Source organism: Rhizobium sp. BK098 (assembly GCF_014193155.1).
Taxonomy (GTDB): domain Bacteria; phylum Pseudomonadota; class Alphaproteobacteria; order Rhizobiales; family Rhizobiaceae; genus Rhizobium.
Genome location: NZ_JACHYY010000007.1, coordinates 309328 through 332492, shown reverse-complemented (window position 1 = coordinate 332492; position 23165 = coordinate 309328). Strand labels below are relative to the sequence as shown.

Here is a 23165-nt window from a genome sequence, read left to right as displayed (position 1 = left end):
TAAGGACCTGAATGAGAAGGTTCGCCGCAACCAAAGCAGATCTGCGAGGTTCAATGCGATGCATTCCATCCAAGACCGCGTTCCCGTGTCTATCGTCATTGCGAACTATAATTACGCGCATTTTCTGAGGCGCAGTATCGATAGCGCATTGGAACAGGATTACGATGAGGCTGAAGTCATCGTCGTCGATGATGTATCGACCGATGCGACGGCTGATATCATCGCCTCCTATGGCTCTCGAATAAAGACATGTCTGCGTGAGATGAACGGTGGACATGCTGCCGCGTTCAACACAGGCTTCACGTCCAGCCATGGCGAGATCGTGCTGTTTCTCGATGCGGATGATTATCTTTATCCGAATGCAGTATCGGAAGTTGTCGAAGCCTGGGAGGACAGGACAGCACAGGTGCAGTTCAGACTGCATATCGTTGACGAGAAAATGCAGGTGAAGGATGTATTCCCGCCTGTCGAATTGCCCTTCGATTCCGGCGACGTCACTCCGGAACTGCTGCGGAAAGGCCGCTATCAGACGACGGTCACCAGCGGTTTGGCATTCAAGCGTGCGGTGCTGGACAAGGTCATGCCGGTGCCCGAGCCGGAGTTTCGGCAGGGAGCCGATGGATATCTTGCCACGGTTGCGCCGCTTCATGGTGAGGTAACCTCCATCGAAGATTGCCTCGGCGCCTATCGTATTCATGGTGCAAATCATTCTGTCTTCGCGGAAAAGCTCGGACAGCGCGCGCGCTGGCGGATAAAACATGATTTCCGCCGGCTGGAGGCCCTGTCGGATCAGGCAAGCGAGATCGGACTGAACATGCGTGACGATGCCGGCCTCCACGACCCCGTGCATCTGGAGGAGCGTCTGGCATCGCTTTGCATCGACAGGGACCAGCATCCTGTCGCGAATGATTCCAGACTCTCTCTAGCCGCGGCCGGCGCGGCTGCCAGTCTTAAGATGAATGCGTCGCGAAAGCGCCGGCTGATGCTGGCCGGATGGTTTCTTTCCGTCGGTGTCCTGCCCAGGGATATGGCAAAGACTATCCTCTCGTGGAAGCTTGTGGCCTCGTCCCGGCCTCCGTTTCTCCTGCGCCTCTCGAAAACCATCAGGCATGCGATGGGATAGCTGGATTCCTGAAGGCATGGAGTCTCTTGCGCCAATGAATTGACACTGATCCTATTCGGCCGTGCCTGATTTACGCGATGGTCTCATCAAGGCATCGACCACGGCCTGATGATGGATATTCCTGTCATAGCGGCCGTCGGTTGCAAGCTGCATCAATCCGGAAAAGGCGGTTCTGGCGGAAGGTTTCCTGCCCTCGCCGCGGAGATAGGCAATCAGGCGACGATAATTTGCATTCGTCTTGATCTCCAGCGGGTTGCCCGCGCCCATCTTCTTCAATGGCCACCACGACCAGCCGATACCATTCTTCTCCTGCAATTCTACAGCGCGGGCATACCATTCATTATTGTTTTCGCCGGATTCACCGTTCCAGAGCGGCATGTCATATTGTTCGCGCAGCTTCAGGAAAGGCTCGATCGATTCCTGCGTCGTCGGCGTCCAGTATTTGTGAAAGCTGAGCGCCGTGTTGCGGTCATCGATCGGCAGTACGCCGGCATAATTGTTGCCCCAGCAATTGCCCTCGATAATAAGCATGTGCTTCGTGTCGATTGCGCGGATCGCGCTGATAGTGCGCCGATAGATGTCGCGCAGCGGCCGGTTTTCGGTCTCCCGGCAGCCACCCTTGTCTTTCTTGTCCTGAAAACCCCAATTCGGCTCGTTAAGCAGGTCGTAACCCGCAATCGTCGGCTCGTCCCTGTAGCGACGGGCGATCTCGGTCCACAGCGCGATCATCATTGCCTGGTTCTCATCGCTGTGCCAGAGCGAGGGCTTGTCCGGATCGCGGTCGGAAATGGCGATGTCGTGACCCTGGCCGCCAGGTGCCGCATGCAGGTCGAGGATCAAGTACATGTCATTGGCTTCCAGCCAGCGGATCAGAAGATCGATCCGCCGAAAGCCTTCTTCGTTCCAGACAATGTTCTTGGACGTGTTTCTGCCGTGCTTGTCCTCGATGAACAGGTTCCAGTGCATCGGCAGGCGCACGCTGTTGAAACCCCATTTGACCATCGCGTCGATATCGGCTTTCGTCACGGCGTTATCGAGCCAGGATCGATAGAATTGCTCGGTCCTTTTCTCGCCGATGATTTCGGAAATGCGGTGGCGAATGACGTGCTGCGCCTTGAGATTGGCAAGGCCCATCATGTAGCCTTCCTGCACCATCCAGCCGCCGAGGCCGAGACCGCGCAGGATCAGCGGATCGCCCTTGCCGTCGACGATCCGCTGATGATCGGCGCGAACGAATCCCTCGGCCTGCGCCGGCGGTGCAAATGACCCAAGGCAGATAATGGACAGGCTGGTAAGGAACAGCAAAAAATGCCTCATGAATCCCAACTCGCGTGAAACTTTGGCGCCATGTGGGCAAGGTAGCGCGCAGAGGGCCAAAGTCTCGTGACAACATCTACGCCGGCCGCTCCAATGGTCCGCCGAAGATGATTTCCTGATAGGCAGCAAGCAGGGCAGGTTCCTCGATGGAGCCGTGATGGTGAAGCTGACGCCAGACGCCGTCGATCCGGGTGAACCAGCGTGTCGTTCGAATGCGAAGCTCGATACTCCTGCCGGCCGTGACGCAACTTCCCCTCTCACGCCCGACGAACAGGTGCCAGTCATCGCCGCCCTGGCTGGTAAAATCGTGGAATGCGACCTGGACTTTCGCCTTTCCACCAAACAGCTTCGCATAGCCCTCACGGATCGACGGCCATCCACGCCGGATGCCTCCGATCGGATTGTCCATGCTTGGCCTGTCGCTATCGGCCCAGTTGGCGGCGAGTGCGTCCAGGTCGCCGGCATTGAAGGCGCGATAAAAGCCGATGAGGGCATCGAGGGCGCCGCCATCCCCTACCATGTTTTCGCCGCCGGTAATCTCGGTCAAGCGTTCCGTCATCTCCAATTCTCCTGTCGTCATGCATCATGATCTCGAATGTGCTCCCGCGGAGTGCGGATAAACGCCGCGACAGAGAGGTCGATCGCCAGAGCGAGAATCATTGCGCCGGCTCCGATCAAGAAGAGCACGCCGTAGTTTCCGCCGGTTCGGGCAAAGACGAAGGAAAGTCCGTAGGCGGCTGCCGCCTGAAACAGGGCGAAGAATACGGTTGCCAGGCTCCACGCGACTTTCTGTTGCGCCGGATGGTGCGGCAGCAGTTCTGCGATCCTGCCGAGCATCAAGGGAACCGTGCCGGTTACGAAGGCGCCGACGATCAGGCTCGAGGCGATGAGCCAAGCCTGCCCGAGGCCAGAGGCGGGAATGGCGACTGCGACTGCCTCGAGAAGAAAGGCGAACCGCAGCGCTGCGGCAAAACCGGTGCGATCAGCCAGATGGCCGGCAAGGATCGGGCCGATGGTGGCGCCGAGGCCAAACAGCACCCAGTATTCCGCACCGACCTGCAAGCCCTCTCCCAATCCGCGGGCAACGAAATCCACGAGGAAGATCATGTGCGGAACCCAGCCAGCGGCATTCAGCGCATATTCGATGTAGAGCGCACGCAGCGTCCAGCGTTTCGGGACATGCATGGCATTATGGCTTGTGGCAGTGTGGCCAGCGACATCGTGCGGCCATCCGGCCCAGGCAATGATCGTGAGCAGCAGCGACAGGGCGCCGAGGCCAAGCCAGGTTTCGCGCAAGCCCTGTTGCAGCAGAAGTGGAACCAATGTGCCCGATAATGCGACGCCAGCGCCGATGCCCATGAAGATTATGCCGCTGGCAAGCCCTCGGCGAGACGGTGCGATCAGCGGCAGGACGGTCGGCGCTGCCAGAACCATCAGGGCGCCACCGGCAAGGCCGGCTGCAAAACGCCACGCAAAGAACCATGAAAAGCTGACGGGAAAGGCGCAGGCAAAGAAGGCTGCCGTTGCGGCAAGCATCATGATCCTGAGCGTCAGGACGGTGGAAGTGCGTGCGGCGATCGTCCGCCCGAGCAATGCGCCGACCAGATAACCGGAAAGATTTGCGGCACCGAGATAGGCGGCTGCCGAGGCTTCGAACCAATGGGTATCGACGATGGCAGGCAGAAGCGGCGTATAGGCGAAGCGGGCAAGGCCGATGCCGATCAGGCAAGCGCAGAATGCCGACAGGATGGCACGCCATGCCATCCGGGCATTCTGATGATTCCGGTCGGTTTCATGCGCGGCAGTGTCGGTCATGGGAACTCTCTCAGCGATCTGTGCTTGAGAGAATACGCCGCATGTTGTATCATAAAAACTGAGTTATTATGAGAGCAGTTATCTCTATTGAAGATAAGACGAAGATGGACGTATCCGATCTCAGGGTATTCGAAGCGGTATCGCGGCATGGCAGCATGAACCGGGCGGCGCAGGAGCTGCACACTGTTCAATCGAATGTGACGGCGCGGATCCGGGCACTAGAAGAAGAGCTGGGCGTGAGCCTGTTCCAGCGGCATGCAAGGGGCGTGTCGACCACACCGGCGGGACAACGAATTCTGCCATTTGTCGGTCGCATCACCAAGCTTCTGGCCGATGCCCGCACCGCCGCCAAAGATGATGGCGAGCCGGGCGGGACGCTTTCAATCGGCAGCCTGGAAACAACCACGGCGCTGCGATTGTCGCCGCTCTTGGGCCGGTTCGCCAAGACCTATCCACAGGTACGTCTTGTCGTGACAACAGGTACGACCCGCCGGCTGATCGACGATGTCGTTTCATGCCGGGTCGAGGGCGCCTTCGTGGCGGGTCCCGTCAACCACCCCGATCTCGATCACGAGGTGATATTTCAAGAGGAGCTTGTCCTCGTTACAACGCCTGCCATTCGTGGAATGAAAGATCTGGCCGGCATTGTCGATCTGAAGACTATCGTCTTCCAGATCGGATGCTCTTACCGCCAGCGGCTGGAGTCGCTTCTTGCCGAGATGGGGATCGTCACCTCGAAGCCGCTGGAATTCGGTTCTCTCGACACGATCATAAGCTGCGTGTCGGCCGGCGTCGGCATGACTCTTCTGCCGAGAGGCGTCGTCGCTGCCGCCGCCCGGGAGGGCAGGGTCGCAATCCACGCGCTTCCGCCGGAGCGGTCGCTGGTGGATACGCTCTTCGTACGCCGATCGGACGCCTATACGACGAGCGCCATGACTGCGCTTCTCGATATGCTTCGTTCGACGCGTACGGCCTAGCTCGAAGCCATGATTTCCTGCCAGGCGCTATAGGCGGAAAGCACCGTTTCCATCTGCGCGGTATGGCCGGCGATGAATGCGTCGCCATAAATGGTCTCGTCCGGATATTCGGTTATCAAGGTCATAGGCACCGTATGGCGATCGTCGATATTGGCGAGGCAGGGGAAGCCGTTGATGATGCGGAAGCCTGTTTCGCCGGCATGTATTTCATAGAGTGCGATCTGGCGGTCGTTGTAATTCAGCAGACCCGGTATGGCGCCGAGGTGCCGGGTGACCTTGTCGAGAAGCTGCTCCGCCTGAGCGGCCCAGCCGGAATGATAGCGAGCAATCAGGAAAAAGCCCTTGGGCAGTGTCCACATGGCGAAATTGCGCGGGACATAGCCGGAGAGCGGGCGCGTCCATTCATGGGCCGGGTAACCGTGGAGATTGACGTGCAGCCGCGCGCCGCTCAGACTTTCCGCCTGGAAGCGGATTTTCTTTTCAAAGAGATAGGGACCGGCGGTCTCTTCGGTCCGATATTCGAGATCGTCGCCGAGCGCGGTATAGCGGGCGGCATGATACATGTGCCGCGGGCTGTCCCTACGCAGGCGCTGATGAAGGGCGTAACCGTCGGGATTTTCGAGGGGCGAAATAGTGAAATGCACGCCTTCGAGCTTGGCAAGCCGACGGGCCGCACGCAAGGCACCCGCACCGCCGGTTGTCTCGTTGGCGTGCTGCCCGCCGCTGATCATAACGGCTGCATCGCGGCCCTTAATATAGCGGGCTCTGACGGTGCGGCCGGAGCGAGTAAGGGCCTCAAATGCTTCGCCGCCAATCTCTTTGAGTTCGGCCTCGATCTGCTGCACAGCCACAGGTTCCGTTGCGGCCTCGATCTGCTGTTCGGCTCCATCCCAATAGCGAGACGTCAGCGGCTGCGTTTCCACTCGGACGAAAATATCGCCGGAGGAGGGCAGAATCTGCGGAACGATCTGCCCCGGCTTCAAGCCGCGGTCGCCGAGCGGGCGGCCTGACTTTTTCTGGAAGAATTCGAGCAGCGAGAAATAGAAGTCCTCATGCAGCGCCTCGCGAAGGCTCATGACTTCGTCGCCGACAGGCAGGGTCTCATCCAACGCCGGCAGGGCAACGCGAATGTTCAGTTCCTCGAAATAGGGTTCGCTTGCGCCCCAGTCGAAGTGCGTGACCGCGTTGATCGTCTCCTCGAAGAGCTGCTCATAGTCCGTGGCGAGCCGTTCGCCTGCCGCATCGCCATCTCGGATCAGCCAGCCGGTCGGAGAAACGCTGGTTTCCTCGGCCGCGTCGACATGCACGCGATTGGGCGCCAGCACCTTCGATCGACGTTCCTGGCCGGCATTGCCTTTCAGCAGAACGTCATAATGAAAGTCGCTATCGGCTCTTGCGACAAAGGTGATCTCGCGATTTCCCACCATTGCAGCGAGCGGATATGCTTCAAGGCGAAAGCGATTATCCGGTGCGTTGGGATGAACCGGATAGCGGATCTCGATCGCATTCACATCATGCAGGTCGATTTCCTCGATAAAGGCATTGACCAGCGGCTTGTAAGCGCTGCGGATGCGGGCCTGTACGCCTTTTTCCCTGAGTTCGCGCTCTGCCTGCTGGCGGCTTTCTCTGTCATCGAAGGTCCAGGCTTCGAAGTTCTGGCCAGGCTTGGCATCGGCAACAAGGCGCGACAGTGTGCGCTCAAAACGTCTCTCGAAAATCATAGCCATGATATTCTACCTTGTCGTTCTGCCAGTCGGATCGAGGCTATCGCGCAGCCAGTCGCCGAGGAGATTGAGACCGAGCACGGTCAAAAGGATTGCAAGGCCAGGGAAGAGGCTCACCCACCAGGCGGTTTGCAGATAGGTTCTCCCATCGGCCAGCATGCCGCCCCAGCTCGGAATTGTCGGGTCGACACCCATGCCAAGGAAGGTGAGGCTGCTTTCCAGAAGGATGTTGTTGGCAATGTTCAGCGTCATCAGCACGATCACCGGTCCCAGAAGATTCGGCAGCAGATGCTGGAAGATAATGCGCCAGTCTTTGACGCCGATCGCGCGTGCCGAGAGGATGAATTCGCGCTCGCGCAGGCTCAGCACCGAGCCGCGCACGAGGCGCGCATATTGCACCCATTGCGACACGATGAGCAGGATGATCGTGTTGGTGAGGCTGCCGCCGACGATGGCGATGAAGGTAATGGCCAGGAGAATGAAGGGCATGGCGAGCTGGATATCGGCAAAGCGCATCAGCAGCATGTCCCAGATACCGCGATAGTAACCCGCGGCAAGCCCCACCAGCACGCCGAGCACCACGCCGCCGATCACGGAGGTGAGGCCGACACTCAGCGATATCTTGCCACCTGCGACGACGCGGGCCAGCACATCGCGCCCGAGCGGATCGGTGCCGAAGGGATGGGCGAGGCTGGCGAAGGGTTTTGCAAGCCTTGCCATCAGATCGATTTTTTCGGCGCCGCCGGGAAAGAGTACATCGGAGAGAAGCACGGCAAGGCAGATGATGACGGTGATCAGGGCTCCAGCGATGAATTCGAAGCTGTAGAAACGCGAGCGGCGTGAAATCGTGGCGGCCATCAGCACTACTCCGTGCGTATACGAGGATCGACAAGTCCATAGGCGATGTCGACGAGAAGATTGACGCCGACGATGAACAGCGCCAGCACGGTGATCACGCCCTGCAAGACCGGGTAGTCGCGGGCGCCGACGGCGTCGAATGCCAGTGTGCCGAGGCCGGGCCAGCTGAAGACACGCTCGATGACGACGATGCCGCCGAGCAGGCCGCCGAACTGGATGCCGAAATAGGTAATGAGCGGGATGGCGCAATTTCGCAGGGCGTGCTTGTAGAGCACCTTGCTCTCGCTGAGGCCCTTGGCGCGCGCGACCATGATATATTGCGATTGCAGCGTCTCCAGCATGGCGGTGCGCACCAGGCGGACGTTCGTCGCCGTCAGGATCACGCCCATCGTCACCGCCGGCATGACATAGCTCGAAATCCCGACCATGCCGCTCGGCGGCAGCCAGCCGAGCGTGATGGAAAACAACAGCACCATCATCAGCGCCAGCCAGAAATTTGGGAAGGAAAGGCCGAGCAGCGAGAGAACGCGAATGATCTGGTCTGCCGTCTTTCCACGTGCCGTCGCCGCCTTGATACCGAGCGGGATGGAGAGCGCAATCGAGACCACCATGGAAATGAAAGCAAGCAGCAGCGTGGCGGGCAAGGCATTGGCGATCAGTTGAGAGACCGGCGTACCGCCGGTGAAGCTGCGGCCGAAATTGAGCGTCAGCAGTCCCTTCAGGAAGGTGAAATACTGCACGAGGAAGGGCTGGTCCGTGCCGAGGGCCGTACGGATACGCGCAAGATCCTCTTCCGTCATGCTGCCGCCGCCTTGAAACATCATCACGGCAGGGTCGCCCGTCAGTCGGATGGCGAATGAGACGAGAAGGGTGATGGCGATCACGACGAAAATCGCCTGCAGCAATCGCTTGATGAGAAAACCGGCCACGTTCTTACCCTAAGAGCTTTCTAGTGACGCCGCCGGGCGGGCCGGCGGCGTCTTGCTGGATGATTAATCGACGGTGACTTCGTTCAGCTTGATGCGCGTATCGGGAGCGGGCACGAAGCCCTTGACCCGCTTGCTGACGCCGTAGATCGCATTGCTGTTGTAGAGCGGCAGTTCCAGCGCCTTGTCGGCAACATATTTGCCGATGTCCTTGAGCACCTTTTCGCGCTCGGCGCGATCGGTGAGCGGGCGCTGCGATTCCAGGAGCTTGTCGAGAGCGGCATCCTTTTCATAAGGGTTCCACTTTTCGCCGGAGTGGTACATCGAATAGGCGGTGTTGTCGTAATCAAAGGTCCAGCCGCCCCATTTCTGCTGGAACATCGCGCCGGTCTTGCCTTGCGGGATGATGTCGTTCAGCAGAACGTTGGTTTCATACGGCTTGATGGTTGCGGTGAGGCCGACCATCTGCAGGTAGCTTGCGACGACCTGCGCCACCTCGTTCATCGTCGCATCATTGCCCCGAATGTCGATCTGCAATGCCGCGCCCGGCTTCACGCCGGCTTCGGCGAGCAGCTTCTTGGCGCCTGCCGGATCATAGGGAAGTGGCTTCAGATCGGCATCGTAGCCGAAGGACAGGGAGTTCTGGAAGCTGACGATCTCGGTTCCCTGTCCAGCGAGGATCGACTTGACGATCGTGTCGCGATCGACGGCCATGATGATCGCCTTGCGCACGCGCGGATCGGCGGTGATGCCGTCGCGGGTGTTGAAGCGCAGCGCATCGACCGTTGGGCCTGGAACGCTGGCGATTTCCAGCTTGGAATCGCCCTGGATGACCGGCAGCATGCCGATCGGAATGGTCGGTGGGATGACGAGATCGACGCGGCCGGCCTGAAGCTCGGCAACGGCCGTCGCCGGCTCGCTGATGAAGCGGTATTCGAGCTCCGAAAGCTTCGGCGCGCCGCCCCAGTAATCCGGATTGGCTTCGAGCTTGATGTTCACCTTCGGCGTATAGGAAACGAACTTGAAGGCGCCGGTCCCGACCGGGTTGAGGTTGAAATAGTCCTCGCCCTTTTCCTTGATGTATTTCGGCGGAACGATCATCGCGCCATAGCCGGCAAGCTTCGTCAAAAGCACTGGATCGGGCGTCTTCAGCTTCATATCGACCGTGTAGTCGTCGATGATGTCGACGCTTTCGATCGCCGTGTAGTTCGAGCGCTGCGGTCCCTTGGCGCCCTGCTCGCCGAGCAGACGATCGAAGGTAAACTTCACCGCTTCGGCATTGAAGGGCTCGCCGTCATGGAACTTCACATTATGACGTAGCTTGAAGCGGATGCGCTTGCCTTGATCCAGCTCTTCCCAGGATTCGGCAAGGCCCGGTACCAGCTTGAGATCGGGGCCGCGATACGTGAGGCCGTCGAAGATGTTGGTCGAAACAGCGGCCCATGCCACCAGGAAGGTGTCGATCGGGTCCCAGCTGCCGGGATCCTGCGACGACGACACCGTCAGCTTGCCGGCCGCGAAAGCGGGAGCGGCGGTGATGGCGACGCTCGACATGACGAGTGCGGTCAGAGCGGTCTTCAATCCCCATTTCATTCTTTTCATTGAACCTGTTTCCTCTTCAGATCGATGCGATGGTTGGCGGTCGTTCAGGCGCTCTTGGCGATGAAGTGGCCTGAGGTGATTTCTTCGTGAGCCAGGATCGGCGGCTCGTCGCCGACGCGGCGGACCGGATTGGGGATCTCGCCCTCGATAAGCGCGGTTCTGCGCTCCTGCGTCGGGTCGGCGATCGGCACGGCCGAAATCAGGCGCTGCGTATAGGGGTGCATCGGCGTTTCAAAGACCTGCCGCCGGCTGCCGATCTCCATGATCTGGCCGAGATAGAGGACGGCGACGCGATGGCTGATCTTTTCGATCACCGCCATGTCATGGCTGATGAACAGATAGGCGAGCCCCCGTTCGGCCTGAAGATCCATCAAGAGATTGATGATCTGGGCCTGGATCGAAACATCGAGAGCGGAAAGCGCCTCATCGGCAATGATGAGTTTCGGATCGGAGGCAAGGGCGCGGGCAATGCAGACGCGCTGGCGCTGGCCGCCGGAAAACTCGTGCGGATAGCGATCGGCATGGGCTGACGTCAGCCCGACGCGTTCCAGTAGCTCGTCCACCCGGCGGCGAACCGCCTTCGATCCAGTGATGATGCCATGCGTGTTGATCGGTTCTGCAATCGAGAATCCCACAGTCTTACGCGGGTCGAGCGAAGCGAAGGGGTCCTGGAAGATATACTGCACATCGCGGCGCAGGCGGAAACGCTCCAGCGCCGACATGGCGGCAAAGCTCTTGCCATTGAAGGTGATTTCGCCGGAGCGCGCTTTCTGCAATTGCTGGATGGTGCGTCCGATCGTTGACTTGCCGGAGCCGGATTCGCCGACGAGGGCCAGGGTTTCACCGGGATGAATATCGAAAGCGACCTTCTGGACGGCACTGCAGCGATGCGTGACCTGACCGAATATGTTCTTCTTGATATCAAAGCGCACGAAGAGATCGCGCACCGACAGGAGCGGCTGCTGGTCGTAGCGGGCAGTATTCTGGACCCGTTCTTCACCGACGATCTTCGGCTCGCCGCCGTCGAGGACAGTCAGCGGTATGCGTTTCGGAAAATCCTGACCGGTCATGCTGCCAAGCCTAGGCACTGCGGCGAGAAGTGCCTTCGTATAAGGGTGTTTCGGATTGGCGAATATCTCGCGAACCGGACCCTCTTCGACCTTCTTGCCCTTCCACATGACCACGACATCATCAGCCATCTCGGCAACCACGCCCATGTCGTGGGTGATGAAGATCATACCCATGCCGAGATCCTTCTGCAGGTCCCGCATGATGTTGAGAATCTGCGCCTGGATGGTCACGTCGAGCGCCGTCGTCGGCTCATCGGCAATCAACAGCTTCGGACGGCAGGCAAGCGCCATGGCGATCATGACGCGCTGGCGCATGCCGCCGGAAAGCTGATGCGGATAGCGGTTCAAAAGGGCGGCCGCATCCGGCAGGCGTACCATCTTCAGAAGGCGACGGGCTTCCGCCATTGCGGCGGATTTGCCGAGTTTCTCATGAAGAAGAAGGACTTCGCAGATCTGGTCGCCGATGGTGAAGACGGGATTAAGGGAGGTCATCGGCTCCTGGAAGATCATGGCGATCTCCTTGCCGCGAACTGCGCGCATATCCTTCTGCGAGAGCTTCAGCAGGTCCTTGCCGTTGAAGATGATGCTGCCGGTCTGGAAGCGCGCGCCCATCATATCGGCAAGGCGCATGACCGAAAGCGAGGTCACCGATTTGCCGGAGCCGGATTCGCCGACGACTGCGAGCGTTCGCCCGGGCTCGACCGAAAATGAAAGCCCTTCGACCACGCGGTTTTCGCCGAACCGCACAGTCAGATCCGTTACGGACAGAAGCGGTTTGTTGTCGCCAGCGGCCTTGGTCATGCGCTTACCTCGGTATTGGGCAGGTCGTTCATGGCATCCGGAATGATAGCCGCGTTGTTCTTTGCATCGATGATGCAGGCGCACTCGCTGGGATCGCCACCAAGTTCGGACCGCAGCATGCTCATGCCGGCACCTGTTGCAGCCTGACAAAAGCAGGCGATGTTTTTCTACAAGACAGGCGTCTCATGAACATCTGTATCTGCGTTCCCATTATATTTGTTAGGCCGTGAGATAGCATCAAACGACAATCTGGTCTATATTGTTCAACAATTTTCATATTGCCAACGAAAAATGGGACAAACCTGCATGAAATCGTCCAGCGGACTTGCCGTTGGGACGGTGTGACTGCCGCAGGCAAGCATGGCAACGCCGCTCGCGTTCCAGCAAATGCTTGATATAGGCAGGCATCGAAGACATTTGAGTGCGGGCGCCGGGAGAGCGAATGAAGCAGACAAATCTTGCCAGCATCGAGCCGGCGACCGTCGCGGAGACGGGGCAGACGGTTGCAGAACTGACCGCCGCCCGCATCCGAGAGCGCGTGATCAGCGGCACGCTCTCGCCTGGCAGCCATCTCTCGGAGGCGGCTCTTTGCGAGGAGTTGCAGGTCTCGCGCAATACGCTGCGCGAGGTTTTTCGGCTGCTGACGAAAGAGGGCGTGCTACGCCACGAGGCCAATCGCGGCGTCTTCGTTTCCACGCCGAGCATTTCGACGATCATGGATATCTTCCAGATTCGCCGCCTGATCGAGTGTTTGGCACTCGCCAATGCACATCACCGCCACCCAAGCGTCGACAAGATGCGTGCCGCCATCGATGCCGCCGTCCAGCATCGTGAGCGTGGCGAATGGCTGGAGGTCGGCAGCGCCGATATCGCCTTTCATGCCGCGATCGTCGAGCTTGCCGACAGTCCCAGGCTTTCGGCCTTCTATGCGCAGATCTCGCTGGAGCTGCGCCTCGTCTTTGGGCTGATCCGTGATCCCGAATATCTGCACGCACCCTATGTCGGCCAGAACGCGACCATTCTTGCGCATCTGGAGGAGGGGGCGCCGGCGAGTGCCGCCGCCGCGCTGGAGAAATATCTGTTCCACGCCGAACGCTTTATTTTGGCCGCCTATTCGCGCGCGATGCCTGGCTGACGCCCAATTGCCACCATTGATATGATGAATGATGTGGGCAATCCGCGTCTGAGAAGGTCAAGCGCGATGCAATCATTTGCGTCTTGATCAGCTTTGACGGAAGGATATCCCAGCGCCTCGGATAAAGGCCTACTTTGCAACATACCCGACCCCGCCAATGACCCGTCTCCTTCCCGACGTTTTCCGCGACCCGACCATACGGGTGAGCATGCTTGCGATCTTTGCCTTCGGTTTTGCCGGAGCAGCGACCTCGCCCTATCAATCGGTCGTCGGTATCCGCGAACTCGGCCTCAGTAACGGGCTCTATTCGACGCTGATCTTCTGCGCGGCGGCGGTGAATGTCGTCGTCAGTATCCTGCTTGGAAATCTGGCCGACAGGCTCGGCCAATATCGGGTTATGATGCTGACGGTCGCCACTTTCGGCGTGCTGGGTTATGGCGCCGTCTATGTCGTTCCGGCACAGGCGACTTTCGTGCTCAGCGCCTTGTTTTTCCTGCCGATCTACGGCTCGCTCAACTCGCTGCTCTTTGCCAATGTCCGCGTTGCGACGAGGGGAATGGAGCGCAACGATATCGCCACGGTCAATTCCGGCGTGCGTGCGATGATCTCCCTTTCCTGGGTGCTGGTGCCTGGGATAACCGGAGCGCTGCTTGCAAATTCAGCGAGCATGCTGCCGGCCTATCTGTTCGCCGGTCTCGCCTGCGTCGCCTGTTTCGGATTGATCGCGATTTTCCTTCCGCGCCAGGATGGCATAGACAAGGCTGCTGCCCATCATCTTTCCTATCTTGCCGCGCTGGGTGAGGTCATTTCGCCACCGGTCTTCCTGCGCCTGATCGCTGTCGCGCTGATCAGCAGCACGCTGCATGTCAACGGCGCCATCCTGCCGCTTATCGTCACCGGTGCGGCACACGGAACCGTGACTGATATCGGCATTTTGGTTGGGATCGTTGCCCTTCTCGAAATCATCTTCATCGTTTTGTGGGGACGTGCACAGCGGATCATGAGTCACGTAATGGCGCTGGCGATCGGCACCGTCATCTATATCGTTTATCTGGTTCTGCTCGGATTGGCATCTGCCCCCTGGCATGTCTATGCGCTGACCCTCATCAGCGGCATCGGGGCAGCTGCCCTGATCAGTATTCCGATCACCTACCTGCAGGATCTGATTGCCGAGCGCCCGGGTTTGGGCAGCGCCCTGATCTCGGTCAATATCTTTCTGAGCGCAGGTCTCAGCGCCCTTCTTTTCGCGATCGGCACGGCCGTCAGCAATTATTCCGGAACGGCGCTTATCGGAGCCGCTGCCGGTTTGCTGGGGCTCGGCTTGCTGCTTTTCTTCGAAAGGGTGAGGCGGCATAGCTAGGGGCGGTCGTTCGGCTGATGAAACTCATTGACGAGGCATCGAGTATTGCGTAAGTGATAAAGTCATCCGATGACTTGATGAAAGTTCAGCCATGCGCGCTCTGACAAAAACGACGCTTGCGGATACAGCCGTTGAAGCAATCCGCAGCGAAATCACCGCCCGACGCTGGCTGGTGGGGGAAAAGCTGCCGAACGAAGCCTCCCTTTCATCCACGCTTTCAGTCAGCCGCGGCACGATCCGCGAGGCGGTGAGGGTGCTGGTCTCCCAGGGCTATCTCGAAACCCGGCAGGGATCCGGGACTTATGTTCGGTCCAACAAGAATGTCAGTCTCCCCCTGGATATGGCGCGCCGCGCTGGATTGAGGGATCAGTTCGAAGCCCGGCTTGCGCTGGAGGTCGAGGCCGCACGGCTTGCCGCGCTACGCCACTCATCGGACGTCGTTTCACAGTTGCGCGCCTTGTTGGTTGCCCGCGGCAATTATACGGGCGGCGATAAGGCCGCATTCGTCGAGCGCGATCTTGCCTTTCACAGGGCGGTCGTCGCAGCTTCGCAGAACAGGGCCATGATCGAAATCTACGAGTTCTTCTCTTTCTCGATCGCCGAAACTATCGAGGCGACGCTCGGTGCGGATATTCCCGAGCCGGATATGCAGGCGCATATCGCCATCGTCGATGCCATCGAAAGCGGTAGTCCCGAAGCGGCCGACAGAGCCGTGCGCCACTTCATGGCCCCCATCGTCGCTACTCTTGATCGGTTGCTTATGTCATGACCATGCCCTCGCAAAATCTCCCCTCCGTCGAGTTGATCGATGCCGAGGCCGATGAAATTCCGGTACCGCTGCCGCATGGAGGCAAATCGCCGATCGGCAGGTTTCTACTGGGTGCGAGCCTTGTGCTTATCGCTTTCAACCTCAGGCCGGTCTTTTCCAGCGCGTCGACACTTTTGCCGGAGATACGGGCCGGACTTGGTCTCTCCGCCTTCGGCACCAGCATTCTCACGACCTTGCCCGTCATCTGCATGGGACTGTTTTCACCACTTGCGCCAAGGCTCGCACAACGCATGGGCACCGAGCGTGTTCTGCTCGGCGTCATTTTCCTTCTTGCGCTCGGTACAGCGCTGCGGGGCTTTTCCTCGATTTCGCTGCTGTTCTTGGGTACCGCGTTGGCCGGCGCCTGCATTGCTATCGGCAATGTACTCTTGCCGGGCGTGGTTAAGCGCGATTTCCCCGATAGAGCGGCGCTCATGACGGGCTGCTATACGATGGCGCTATGCGCGGGAGCTGCGAGTGCAGCCGGGTTCACGCTTCCCGTCGAACATGCCCTCGGCGATTCGCTGGGTGGCGCGCTCGCCATCTGGGCCCTGCCTGCCTTCGCAGTCGGACTTCTCTGGTTGCCGCAGGTGATCGGAATGCATAATCAGGCCCGACGTACCGGTTTTCGCGTTACCGGTTTATGGCGTGACCGCATTGCCTGGCAGGTGACGCTTTTCATGGGGCTGCAATCGGCTCTCGCCTATTGCGTCTTCGGCTGGCTCGTGCCCATTCTGCGTGAGCGTGGTCTCGACGGCGTGACGGCTGGTGTCATCGTATCTGCGTCGGTTATGGTGCAGGCGGCTGCCTGTCTGGTTGCCCCCCATATCGCCGTTAAGGGTAAGGATCAGCGCGCCATCAACGTCAGCCTGTGCGCGATCGCCGTCATCGCCTTGCTGGGCCTGCTTTTCGCTCCGCTTTGGACGGTCTGGTTCTGGGCCGTGCTTCAAGGCATCGGTCAGGGTGGATTGATCGCGGTGGCGCTGACGGTCATTGTGTTGCGTTCGCCTGATGCGCATGTGGCGGCGCATCTCTCCGGCATGGCGCAATTCGTCGGTTATTTGCTCGCTGCAATCGGCCCGCTCGTCGTCGGCATGATTCATGGCTGGACGGGAAGCTTTGCCTGGTGCGCAGTGTTGTTCGTGCTGCTTGGTCTCGGGGCTGCGATCAATGGCTGGTTTGCCGGCCGCGCGATCACCGTCAATGCGAGGACAATCGAAACCCCATGATGAAATGAGGGCTGGTTGCTTGGAGGGCGATGGGTGAGGGCGCGGAAGCGCCGGGACGGATCTCATGTAGGTTCGCCGGCAGAGGGCGCTCTATCGATGTGCCAGCAGCCGGGATGAATTTGCTCACGCAAGAGCGATCGCTCATTAAAAACGCAGCGCACGCTCGCGGCGCCTGGCGAAGCGCCGGGGGTTATCCGATCTTGCGTTGCCGGCGGGGCGGCTCAACCACCGGAGGAATCTCGGTCGTGCCCTTGGCGTGGCCAAGGAGAGCCTTCTTGGCCAGCGTCGATCTTGCGGCGGCATAGGAGGCACACACCATTGGATAGTCCGCAGGCAAGCCCCATTTCCTTCGGTATTCTTCGGGCGTGAGACCATACTTGCTGTTCAAGTGCCGCTTTAGCGATTTGTATTTCCCACCGTCTTCCAGGCACACAAGATAATGATCCGTGATGGATTTCTTGATCGGGACTGCTGGTTTCTGAGATCTTTCCGTCGGCGCTGCCGACGGCACAAATTGCTGAGAGCCTGCAAGTGCGGAATAAGTTTCCGCAATGAGCCTCGACAAATCTTTCATCGCGAGCTTATTGTTAAGGACGTAGGCGGAGACGATCTTGCTCGTCAGCGCAAGAAATCTTTCGCCAGCGACAGTATTTCCTGTTTTCATTTCCCGCCTCCCATGCTTATTTAATTATTTATGCAATATGGTTTCGGCTTTCAATGGAAGATTGAGCGATTTTGGAGATTATTTTTTACGGGTTATTGTTATAGTAAATATGAGGGGCTTAGGATCTGCAAATTGTTATTTGCCCTGCATGCGCGTTTTCGAACTCACGGTCTCCGTCGTTTGACCGAAAGTCGATAGATTTCCACGAGGTAAGCCATATCGTGCTTTAGCTCTGCCGGAGTCGAATGTTAGTTGCCGGGGGATAGACTATATTGTCGATGAAATGGCAGGACGTGATGTTCGGTAAGCGGCGCCATGACGATATCAGGCGGATTTTGTGGTGAAATCCAGCGAATCTCCTCGATCTCGGCCGTTGCTCCGATTTCGGCATCGCCCACGTGCAGCCGGAATATATCTGCAATGACGGTATGGTCCGGCTCGTTGGCGGCCGGCGCCTGGAAGCGGCCGATGAAAGTCAAATCGCTTGTCTCTATCGTAAGGCCGAGCTCTTCGAAAAGCTCTCTGACAACGGCTGCCTCTGCCGTTTCCTGCGGCTCGATCTTGCCTCCCGGTTGCATGAAGGCAACAGTGTCGCGCTTGCGCACAAGCAGCGTTTTTTCATCCAGGCGCAGCATCAGGGCCGCTGCTATGCGTATCGTTTTTGCCATGCCGTGATCTGAGCGGATTCGCCGGTCAGTTTCAACGCTCGTGATGTCCGCGCATGGTGCCTTACGATAGCGGTTTGGCGCCCAGCAATGTGCATCGTTACGATACTGTCAGATGCTGCCGGAAAAATGCGACGATCGCAGTACTGAACTGCTTGTGGGATACGCCGCGCCGCTACCTTGCATAAACAGATAGCTTGTTATATCTTTTCTGTAAAGCTGAGGCGTTCATGACTGACTCGATCCAAGTTCAATTGCGAAAAGGTGTGCTGGACTTATGCGTCCTGGCCGTACTCTCACGCGGAGAAAGCTACGGCTATGAAATTGCGAGCACACTTGTGGCGGCGGTCGGCATGGGTGAAGGAACGATCTACCCGCTGATGCGCAGGATGCAGAATGACGGGTTGGTCGCGACCCGCATCGTCGAGTCGAGCAACGGGCCGCCGCGTAAATATTATCGGCTCACGCCGTTGGGGCGTTCGATTTTCGAAGCGCATCGCCGCGATTGGCGCACGTTAGCAGGCTCCGTCGACAAGCTACTTGAGGATTTGCCATGAGCAGGGAAGCCTTTTTGCGCACGCTGAGATTGGGGCTTGCGGGCCTGCCTCCGCACGAGATCGATGATATCGTGGCCGACTATGCTGCCCATTTTTCCGAATCCGAGGCGTCAGGCCGAAGCGAGGAGGAAGTTTGCTCCGCGCTCGGCGACCCTGCCAGGATCGCAAGGGAATTGCGTGCGGATGTCGGGCTGCGTCGTTTCGAGGCGCACTGGAGCGTGCCGAATCTTTTGGCCGCTACGATGGCGCTGGCGGGCCTTGCCGTCGTCGATATCTTCTTCCTGCTACCTTTGCTGTTTGCGGCGATGTTCGTGACGCTCGGCCTTGCGATCGCTTTGGTAGCCATTGGCGCCGTCGGTCTGAAGATTGTCGTGACGACCGTGCTGTTTCACGTCGGCTTGCCCTCCGTCGGCATGCTGGCTCGTCTGCTTGTTGGCGCCGGGCTGGTGAGTTGCTTCGTGGGCGGCGGGGCCTTGCTGCTGATGGGGTTGAGTTTGGGTATCCGCATGCTTGGGCAATATGCCCGCCTGCATTTCCGCCTGGCGCAAGTAGACGAAGGTCGAGCTTGAGCGCCGGAATGCACATCGTTGGAGGAAATGGACAATGAACGGGAAATTGGCGACTATTGCGACGACCGGACTGATTTGTGCATTCGTCTTTCTGGCCCTCGGCATCGGGCTTTCCGGGCCGGATTGGGCAAACGCAGGCCATTGGTGGGGTGGTACGCAATCCAGTTGCGGATCTGCGGCATCCGGCGGACAGCAGGTTATCCTGCCTTTCAGCTCCAATGGCAGCCTGACGATCGATATCCCGGCCTCTGTTCACTATCAGCCGGGCGGAAAGGCGGAGGCCGTCGTGAGCGGTGATCCAGCGCTGCTTAATCATGTGCGACTGGAGGACGGAAGGCTGAGCATGGATTGTAATCCGGGTTGGTCCAACTCCAAATTCGACGTCAGCCTGTCAGGACCGCTCGTCACTGATTGGAGAGTACGGGGCAGTGGCGATCTCGCTCTGTCGCAGCTCGATCAATCAGACCTGCGCCTGAGGATATCGGGAAGCGGCAGCGTCACGGCCACGGGAAGCGCACGCTCGGTCGATCTCGATGTATCCGGTTCGGGCACTGCGCGTCTAAAGGACCTGGCCGCTCAATCCGCGAAGATCAGAATTCAAGGCAGCGGCGACGCGGAAGTCGCCGCTGCCGCGGATGCAGATGTCTCGATCAGCGGAAGCGGTAATATCGAACTCTACGGGCATCCGGTGCTGCGGCGTTCCGAGATCAGAGGCAGCGGCCGCTTGGTAGAGGTGCCATAATCCATGGCGAGAAAGCGCGCCGCGCGGCGGCGATCTTTGCCATCGGCTTTGATCGATAACATGCGATCGCCTTGCTTTGAATGATTCTCATGTTAATCAGTGAGGGCCATAATCGAAGCGAATATGCAAAAGATGCAAAACAGAACAGACAGTGATGTGAGGCCGCGCGCTGAGCCGGAAATCGCGGCCACGCACCCCAAACGGCCACTGCGGGACCGTCGCCGTTCCCTGGCGATCGGACTTCTGCGCGCCCGTGAAGCGGTCATGAGCCATTTCAGGCCGATCCTGGTGGCGCATGATGTGACCGAGCAGCAATGGCGTGTCATTCGCGTTCTCTACGAAGGCGGAAAGCTCGATGCGACGGAACTCGCAGACAAGGCATCCATTCTTGCCCCGAGCCTGACGCGCATGATCCGTTCGCTCGAAGAGCGCGGCTTTATCACCAAGCATAAAGATGATGCCGATGGCCGCAGGGTATTGTTGCAGATCACAGCGGCCGGGGAGGCGGTTGTCGAGGACGTTATGCCGGAAAGCCTGAAGGTCTATGCCGATATCGATGCTCGGTTCGGCGTGGAGCGCGTCGAGAAGCTTCTCGATATGCTGGATGAATTGGCGGCATTGAAATTGGAGAATGGCTCGGTCGGCGAGGAATGAGGGGCCGCTTCGGTTCTATTGATCCGCAAAATAAGCAATAGGCGAACGACGACCGCCGTGGCCCCGGCTATTAATAGACCTTGACGTCCTCAGGCGGCTTGGCTGCATCCGCCTTCTTGAAATCGTCAAGAAGCTTGATGGTAGCATTGGCAAGCAGTGTGACGTCGTTGCCTATCGCGACGAAGGTGGCGCCAAGCTCCAGATAGCGTTTTGCCAACGAGAGATCGCCGATCAAGATGCCCGCCGCCTTGCCATGCGACTGGATTTTTGCGAGCGCCTTTTCGACTTCTGCCTGCACTTCAGGGGCACCCGGCTTGCCGAGATAGCCCATGTCTGCTGCAAGATCGGATGGTCCGATAAAGACGCCGTCAACGCCTTCGGTCGAGGCGATGTCGTCGAGCGCCGCAAGCCCCGCGCGGCTTTCAACCTGCAGCAGCAGGCAGATCTCGTCATTGGCCGTGGCAAGGTAGTCCGGAATGCGGTTGAAGGCGGAGGCGCGGGCAAGGGCCGCACCGACACCGCGCATGCCATGCGGTGGGTATCGCACCGCCTTGACCATGGTCTCGGCCATCTCCTTGCTGTCGACCATCGGGATCAGCAGGGTCTGAGCGCCGATGTCGAGCATCTGCTTGATGATCCAGGTCTCGCCGATCGGTGGACGGATCACCGCGTGGCTCGCCGTACCCTTCATCGCCTGCAATTGCGAAACGAGAAACGGTATATCGTTTGGCGCATGCTCGGCATCGAGCAGCAGCCAGTCGTAGCCGGCGCCGGCGCAGATTTCGACTGTGTAGGCATTGGCGAGCGCCTGCCAAAGGCCGATCTGCGCCCGCCCTTCCTTCAGGGCCTGTTTGAAGAGGTTTTTGGGCGCCGGCATGGTTCACCCCTTCATGCAAAGAACAGGCTGACCGACCCGTAGGGCCCGAAATCGGCATTGATCGTATCGCCATGTCGCGCCTCGATCGGGCGGATGAAGGACCCGGCAAGCACGATCTGGCCGGCTTCGATACCGTCGCCATATTGCGACAGGCGATTGGCCAGCCAGGCAATACCGCGTGCTGGCTGATTGAGCACGCCGGCGCCGAGGCCGGTTTCCTCGACCTCGGCATTACGGCTGACGATCGCGCCCATCCAGCGCATGTCGATCTCACCAGGCCGCACGGCGCGGCCGCCGGTGACGATGCCGGCATTGGCAGCATTGTCGGAGATGGTGTCGACGATGGTGCGCGCCTTCTTCGTCTCCGGATCGACACGAAGAATGCGCGTGTCGAGGATCTCAAGCGCTGGCGTCACATAGTCGGTCGCGTTCAGCACGTCGAAGATCGAGACATTCGGCCCCCTGAGCGGCGCCTTCATGACAAAGGCGATTTCGGCTTCGATGCGCGGCTGGATGAAGCGGTCGGCCGGCACCGTGGCGCCATCTTCGAAGACCATATCGTCAAAGAGCACCCCGGAATCGGGGATGTTGATGTTCAGCGCATATTGCATCGCCTTTGATGTCAGCCCGATCTTCCAGCCGATAGGCTTGCGGCCGCTCGCGATCTTCTTCTGCACCCAGGCGCTTTGGACGGCATAGCAATCGTCCATCGTCATTTGCGGATGCTTGAGCGAAAGGAGCCCTGTTTGAACGCGCGTCCGCTCGGCCTGATCGAGGCTTTCGGCGGCAGCCTGGATTTCATCTTGCGATAGCATCAGCGCACCTCGTCGGCGATCGTGTTTTTCAGGATGCCGAGGCCATCGGCCTCAACCTCGACCACATCGCCGGGCTTCAGCCAGATCGGTGGATCAAAGCGGGCGCCGGCGCCGGTCGGCGTTCCCGTGACGATGACGTCGCCGGGGACGAGCGTCGTGAAAGTTGAGATGTAGTTGATGATCTTGCGGAAGGAGAAGATCATCCGGCTGGTACGATCGCTCTGGCGCACCTCGCCGTTGACGCGCGTCGTGAGCGCTATGTCTTCAAGCTGGGCCGCATCCGTGAAGGGGATCAGCCAGGGGCCGATCGAGCCAGTATTGTCGAAGTTCTTGCCCTGGGTGACGTTGAATTTTGCATGGCGCACCCAGTCGCGGATCGTGCCCTCGTTGCAGAGCGACAGGGCCGCGATATGGGAGAAGGCGTCGGCTTCGGCAATCCGGCGGCCACCCTTGCCGATGACGATGACGACTTCGCCTTCATAGTCGAGCTGCGGGCTTTCCGGCGGCCGGATCAAGGGCCGTTCGTGCCCTGTGAACGACCGCGGAAAGCGGATGAAGAGCGAGGGGTTGGAGGGGGCGGCCTGCCCATCCTTGTATTCCTCATTGCGGTCGGGGAAATTGACCCCGACACAAATGATCTTTTCCGGCGACGGAATGGGAATCTCGAAGCGGATGTCGTCAAGTGCGAAATCCGGCTTCAATGATTTGGCTTCTTCTGCGAGTTGAGCGAGGCGACCGGTCTCGATCACCTCACGCAGCGTCGGCCAAGTCGCGCCGTGGCGCGCGGAGAGGTCCACGACACCGTTGCCGACCGCAAGTCCATAGCCATGACGGCCGCTTCTCGAAAAGGAGAGGAATCTGGGATGGGTCATGCTTT

24 protein-coding genes are annotated in these 23165 nt (G+C 59.2%); 10 read left to right on the top strand and 14 right to left on the bottom strand.

Annotated features, from left to right (window positions below; all coding sequences use genetic code 11):
- Positions 1–58: 58 nt before the first annotated feature.
- The gene (locus tag FHT73_RS19930; RefSeq protein WP_183714150.1) at positions 59–1123 is read left to right on the top strand and encodes a glycosyltransferase; all 1065 of its coding nucleotides are present in this window, start codon (positions 59–61) and stop codon (positions 1121–1123) included.
- 51 nt (positions 1124–1174) lie between these two features.
- On the opposite strand, the gene FHT73_RS19925 is transcribed toward FHT73_RS19930, so the two are convergent.
- From FHT73_RS19925 to FHT73_RS19915, 3 genes are all read right to left on the bottom strand, one after another.
- Positions 1175–2440: a glycoside hydrolase family 5 protein gene (locus FHT73_RS19925; RefSeq protein WP_183714147.1), complete on the bottom strand. Its 1266-nt coding sequence runs from the start codon at positions 2438–2440 to the stop codon at positions 1175–1177.
- 76 nt (positions 2441–2516) lie between these two features.
- Positions 2517–2999, bottom strand: coding sequence for a nuclear transport factor 2 family protein (locus tag FHT73_RS19920; RefSeq protein WP_183714144.1), 483 nt, complete (start codon positions 2997–2999; stop codon positions 2517–2519).
- Positions 3000–3016: 17 nt separating this feature from the next.
- Positions 3017–4255, bottom strand: a complete 1239-nt coding sequence (locus FHT73_RS19915; protein ID WP_183714142.1) for a YbfB/YjiJ family MFS transporter — start codon at positions 4253–4255, stop codon at positions 3017–3019.
- A gap of 104 nt (positions 4256–4359) precedes the next feature.
- Between FHT73_RS19915 and FHT73_RS19910 the strand changes: the two genes are divergently transcribed.
- The gene (locus FHT73_RS19910; RefSeq protein WP_183714140.1) at positions 4360–5232 is read left to right on the top strand and encodes a LysR family transcriptional regulator; all 873 of its coding nucleotides are present in this window, start codon (positions 4360–4362) and stop codon (positions 5230–5232) included.
- Here FHT73_RS19910 and FHT73_RS19905 read toward each other — a convergent pair.
- The 6 genes from FHT73_RS19905 to FHT73_RS29740 all read right to left on the bottom strand — a co-directional run bounded on the left by FHT73_RS19905 (position 5229) and on the right by FHT73_RS29740 (position 12338).
- Positions 5229–6959: a M14 family metallopeptidase gene (locus FHT73_RS19905; RefSeq protein WP_183714137.1), complete on the bottom strand. Its 1731-nt coding sequence runs from the start codon at positions 6957–6959 to the stop codon at positions 5229–5231. The two genes, FHT73_RS19910 and FHT73_RS19905, sit on opposite strands and share 4 nt — an antisense overlap.
- Positions 6960–6965: 6 nt before the next feature.
- Positions 6966–7814 (bottom strand): ABC transporter permease, encoded by an 849-nt coding sequence (locus FHT73_RS19900; RefSeq protein WP_183714134.1) that lies wholly within the window; start codon positions 7812–7814, stop codon positions 6966–6968.
- A gap of 5 nt (positions 7815–7819) precedes the next feature.
- On the bottom strand, positions 7820–8743 hold the full coding sequence (locus FHT73_RS19895; protein ID WP_183714131.1) for an ABC transporter permease: 924 nt from the start codon (positions 8741–8743) through the stop codon (positions 7820–7822).
- Positions 8744–8806: 63 nt separating this feature from the next.
- Positions 8807–10342: an ABC transporter substrate-binding protein gene (locus tag FHT73_RS19890; RefSeq protein WP_183714128.1), complete on the bottom strand. Its 1536-nt coding sequence runs from the start codon at positions 10340–10342 to the stop codon at positions 8807–8809.
- Between the two features lie 44 nt (positions 10343–10386).
- Positions 10387–12213, bottom strand: a complete 1827-nt coding sequence (locus tag FHT73_RS19885; protein ID WP_183714125.1) for an ABC transporter ATP-binding protein — start codon at positions 12211–12213, stop codon at positions 10387–10389.
- The gene (locus FHT73_RS29740; RefSeq protein WP_281409874.1) at positions 12210–12338 is read right to left on the bottom strand and encodes a hypothetical protein; all 129 of its coding nucleotides are present in this window, start codon (positions 12336–12338) and stop codon (positions 12210–12212) included. The genes FHT73_RS19885 and FHT73_RS29740 overlap by 4 nt, the downstream gene beginning before the upstream one ends.
- Positions 12339–12655: 317 nt before the next feature.
- On the opposite strand from FHT73_RS29740, the gene FHT73_RS19880 reads away from it, so the two are divergent.
- From FHT73_RS19880 to FHT73_RS19865, 4 genes are all read left to right on the top strand, one after another.
- Positions 12656–13348, top strand: coding sequence for a GntR family transcriptional regulator (locus FHT73_RS19880; protein WP_183714122.1), 693 nt, complete (start codon positions 12656–12658; stop codon positions 13346–13348).
- Positions 13349–13505: 157 nt separating this feature from the next.
- Positions 13506–14708 (top strand): MFS transporter, encoded by a 1203-nt coding sequence (locus FHT73_RS19875; protein WP_112603976.1) that lies wholly within the window; start codon positions 13506–13508, stop codon positions 14706–14708.
- A gap of 91 nt (positions 14709–14799) precedes the next feature.
- The gene (locus tag FHT73_RS19870; RefSeq protein ID WP_112603974.1) at positions 14800–15477 is read left to right on the top strand and encodes a FadR/GntR family transcriptional regulator; all 678 of its coding nucleotides are present in this window, start codon (positions 14800–14802) and stop codon (positions 15475–15477) included.
- A complete protein-coding gene (locus tag FHT73_RS19865) occupies positions 15474–16745 on the top strand; it encodes an MFS transporter (RefSeq protein ID WP_183714119.1) in 1272 nt (423 codons plus the stop codon). The genes FHT73_RS19870 and FHT73_RS19865 overlap by 4 nt, the downstream gene beginning before the upstream one ends.
- A 190-nt stretch (positions 16746–16935) precedes the next feature.
- Here the strand turns inward: FHT73_RS19865 and FHT73_RS19860 are convergent, their stop codons facing one another.
- Both FHT73_RS19860 and FHT73_RS19855 read right to left on the bottom strand, forming a co-directional pair.
- Positions 16936–17409, bottom strand: a complete 474-nt coding sequence (locus FHT73_RS19860) for a MucR family transcriptional regulator (RefSeq protein ID WP_183714116.1) — start codon at positions 17407–17409, stop codon at positions 16936–16938.
- A gap of 248 nt (positions 17410–17657) precedes the next feature.
- On the bottom strand, positions 17658–18077 hold the full coding sequence (locus FHT73_RS19855) for an NUDIX domain-containing protein (protein WP_183714112.1): 420 nt from the start codon (positions 18075–18077) through the stop codon (positions 17658–17660).
- 227 nt (positions 18078–18304) lie between these two features.
- On the opposite strand from FHT73_RS19855, the gene FHT73_RS19850 reads away from it, so the two are divergent.
- From FHT73_RS19850 to hpaR, 4 genes are all read left to right on the top strand, one after another.
- Positions 18305–18631 carry a PadR family transcriptional regulator gene (locus FHT73_RS19850; protein WP_112337348.1) on the top strand — a complete coding sequence of 109 codons (327 nt, stop codon included), beginning with the start codon at positions 18305–18307 and terminating at the stop codon, positions 18629–18631.
- The gene (locus FHT73_RS19845) at positions 18628–19200 is read left to right on the top strand and encodes a DUF1700 domain-containing protein (protein ID WP_183714110.1); all 573 of its coding nucleotides are present in this window, start codon (positions 18628–18630) and stop codon (positions 19198–19200) included. The genes FHT73_RS19850 and FHT73_RS19845 overlap by 4 nt, the downstream gene beginning before the upstream one ends.
- Before the next feature lie 34 nt (positions 19201–19234).
- Positions 19235–19942: a DUF2807 domain-containing protein gene (locus tag FHT73_RS19840; RefSeq protein WP_183714107.1), complete on the top strand. Its 708-nt coding sequence runs from the start codon at positions 19235–19237 to the stop codon at positions 19940–19942.
- 132 nt (positions 19943–20074) lie between these two features.
- Positions 20075–20596 carry a homoprotocatechuate degradation operon regulator HpaR gene (gene hpaR / locus FHT73_RS19835; RefSeq protein ID WP_246698976.1) on the top strand — a complete coding sequence of 174 codons (522 nt, stop codon included), beginning with the start codon at positions 20075–20077 and terminating at the stop codon, positions 20594–20596.
- 70 nt (positions 20597–20666) lie between these two features.
- On the opposite strand, the gene hpaI is transcribed toward hpaR, so the two are convergent.
- Genes hpaI through FHT73_RS19820 form a run of 3 tightly spaced genes read right to left on the bottom strand, consistent with a single transcriptional unit; the run spans position 20667 to position 23160 of the window.
- Positions 20667–21473 carry a 4-hydroxy-2-oxoheptanedioate aldolase gene (gene hpaI, locus FHT73_RS19830; RefSeq protein WP_183714104.1) on the bottom strand — a complete coding sequence of 269 codons (807 nt, stop codon included), beginning with the start codon at positions 21471–21473 and terminating at the stop codon, positions 20667–20669.
- Between the two features lie 11 nt (positions 21474–21484).
- Positions 21485–22288, bottom strand: coding sequence for a 2-oxo-hept-4-ene-1,7-dioate hydratase (gene hpaH, locus FHT73_RS19825; protein ID WP_183714102.1), 804 nt, complete (start codon positions 22286–22288; stop codon positions 21485–21487).
- On the bottom strand, positions 22288–23160 hold the full coding sequence (locus FHT73_RS19820; RefSeq protein ID WP_183714099.1) for a fumarylacetoacetate hydrolase family protein: 873 nt from the start codon (positions 23158–23160) through the stop codon (positions 22288–22290). Before FHT73_RS19820 ends, hpaH begins: the two co-directional genes overlap by 1 nt.
- Positions 23161–23165: the final 5 nt, after the last annotated feature.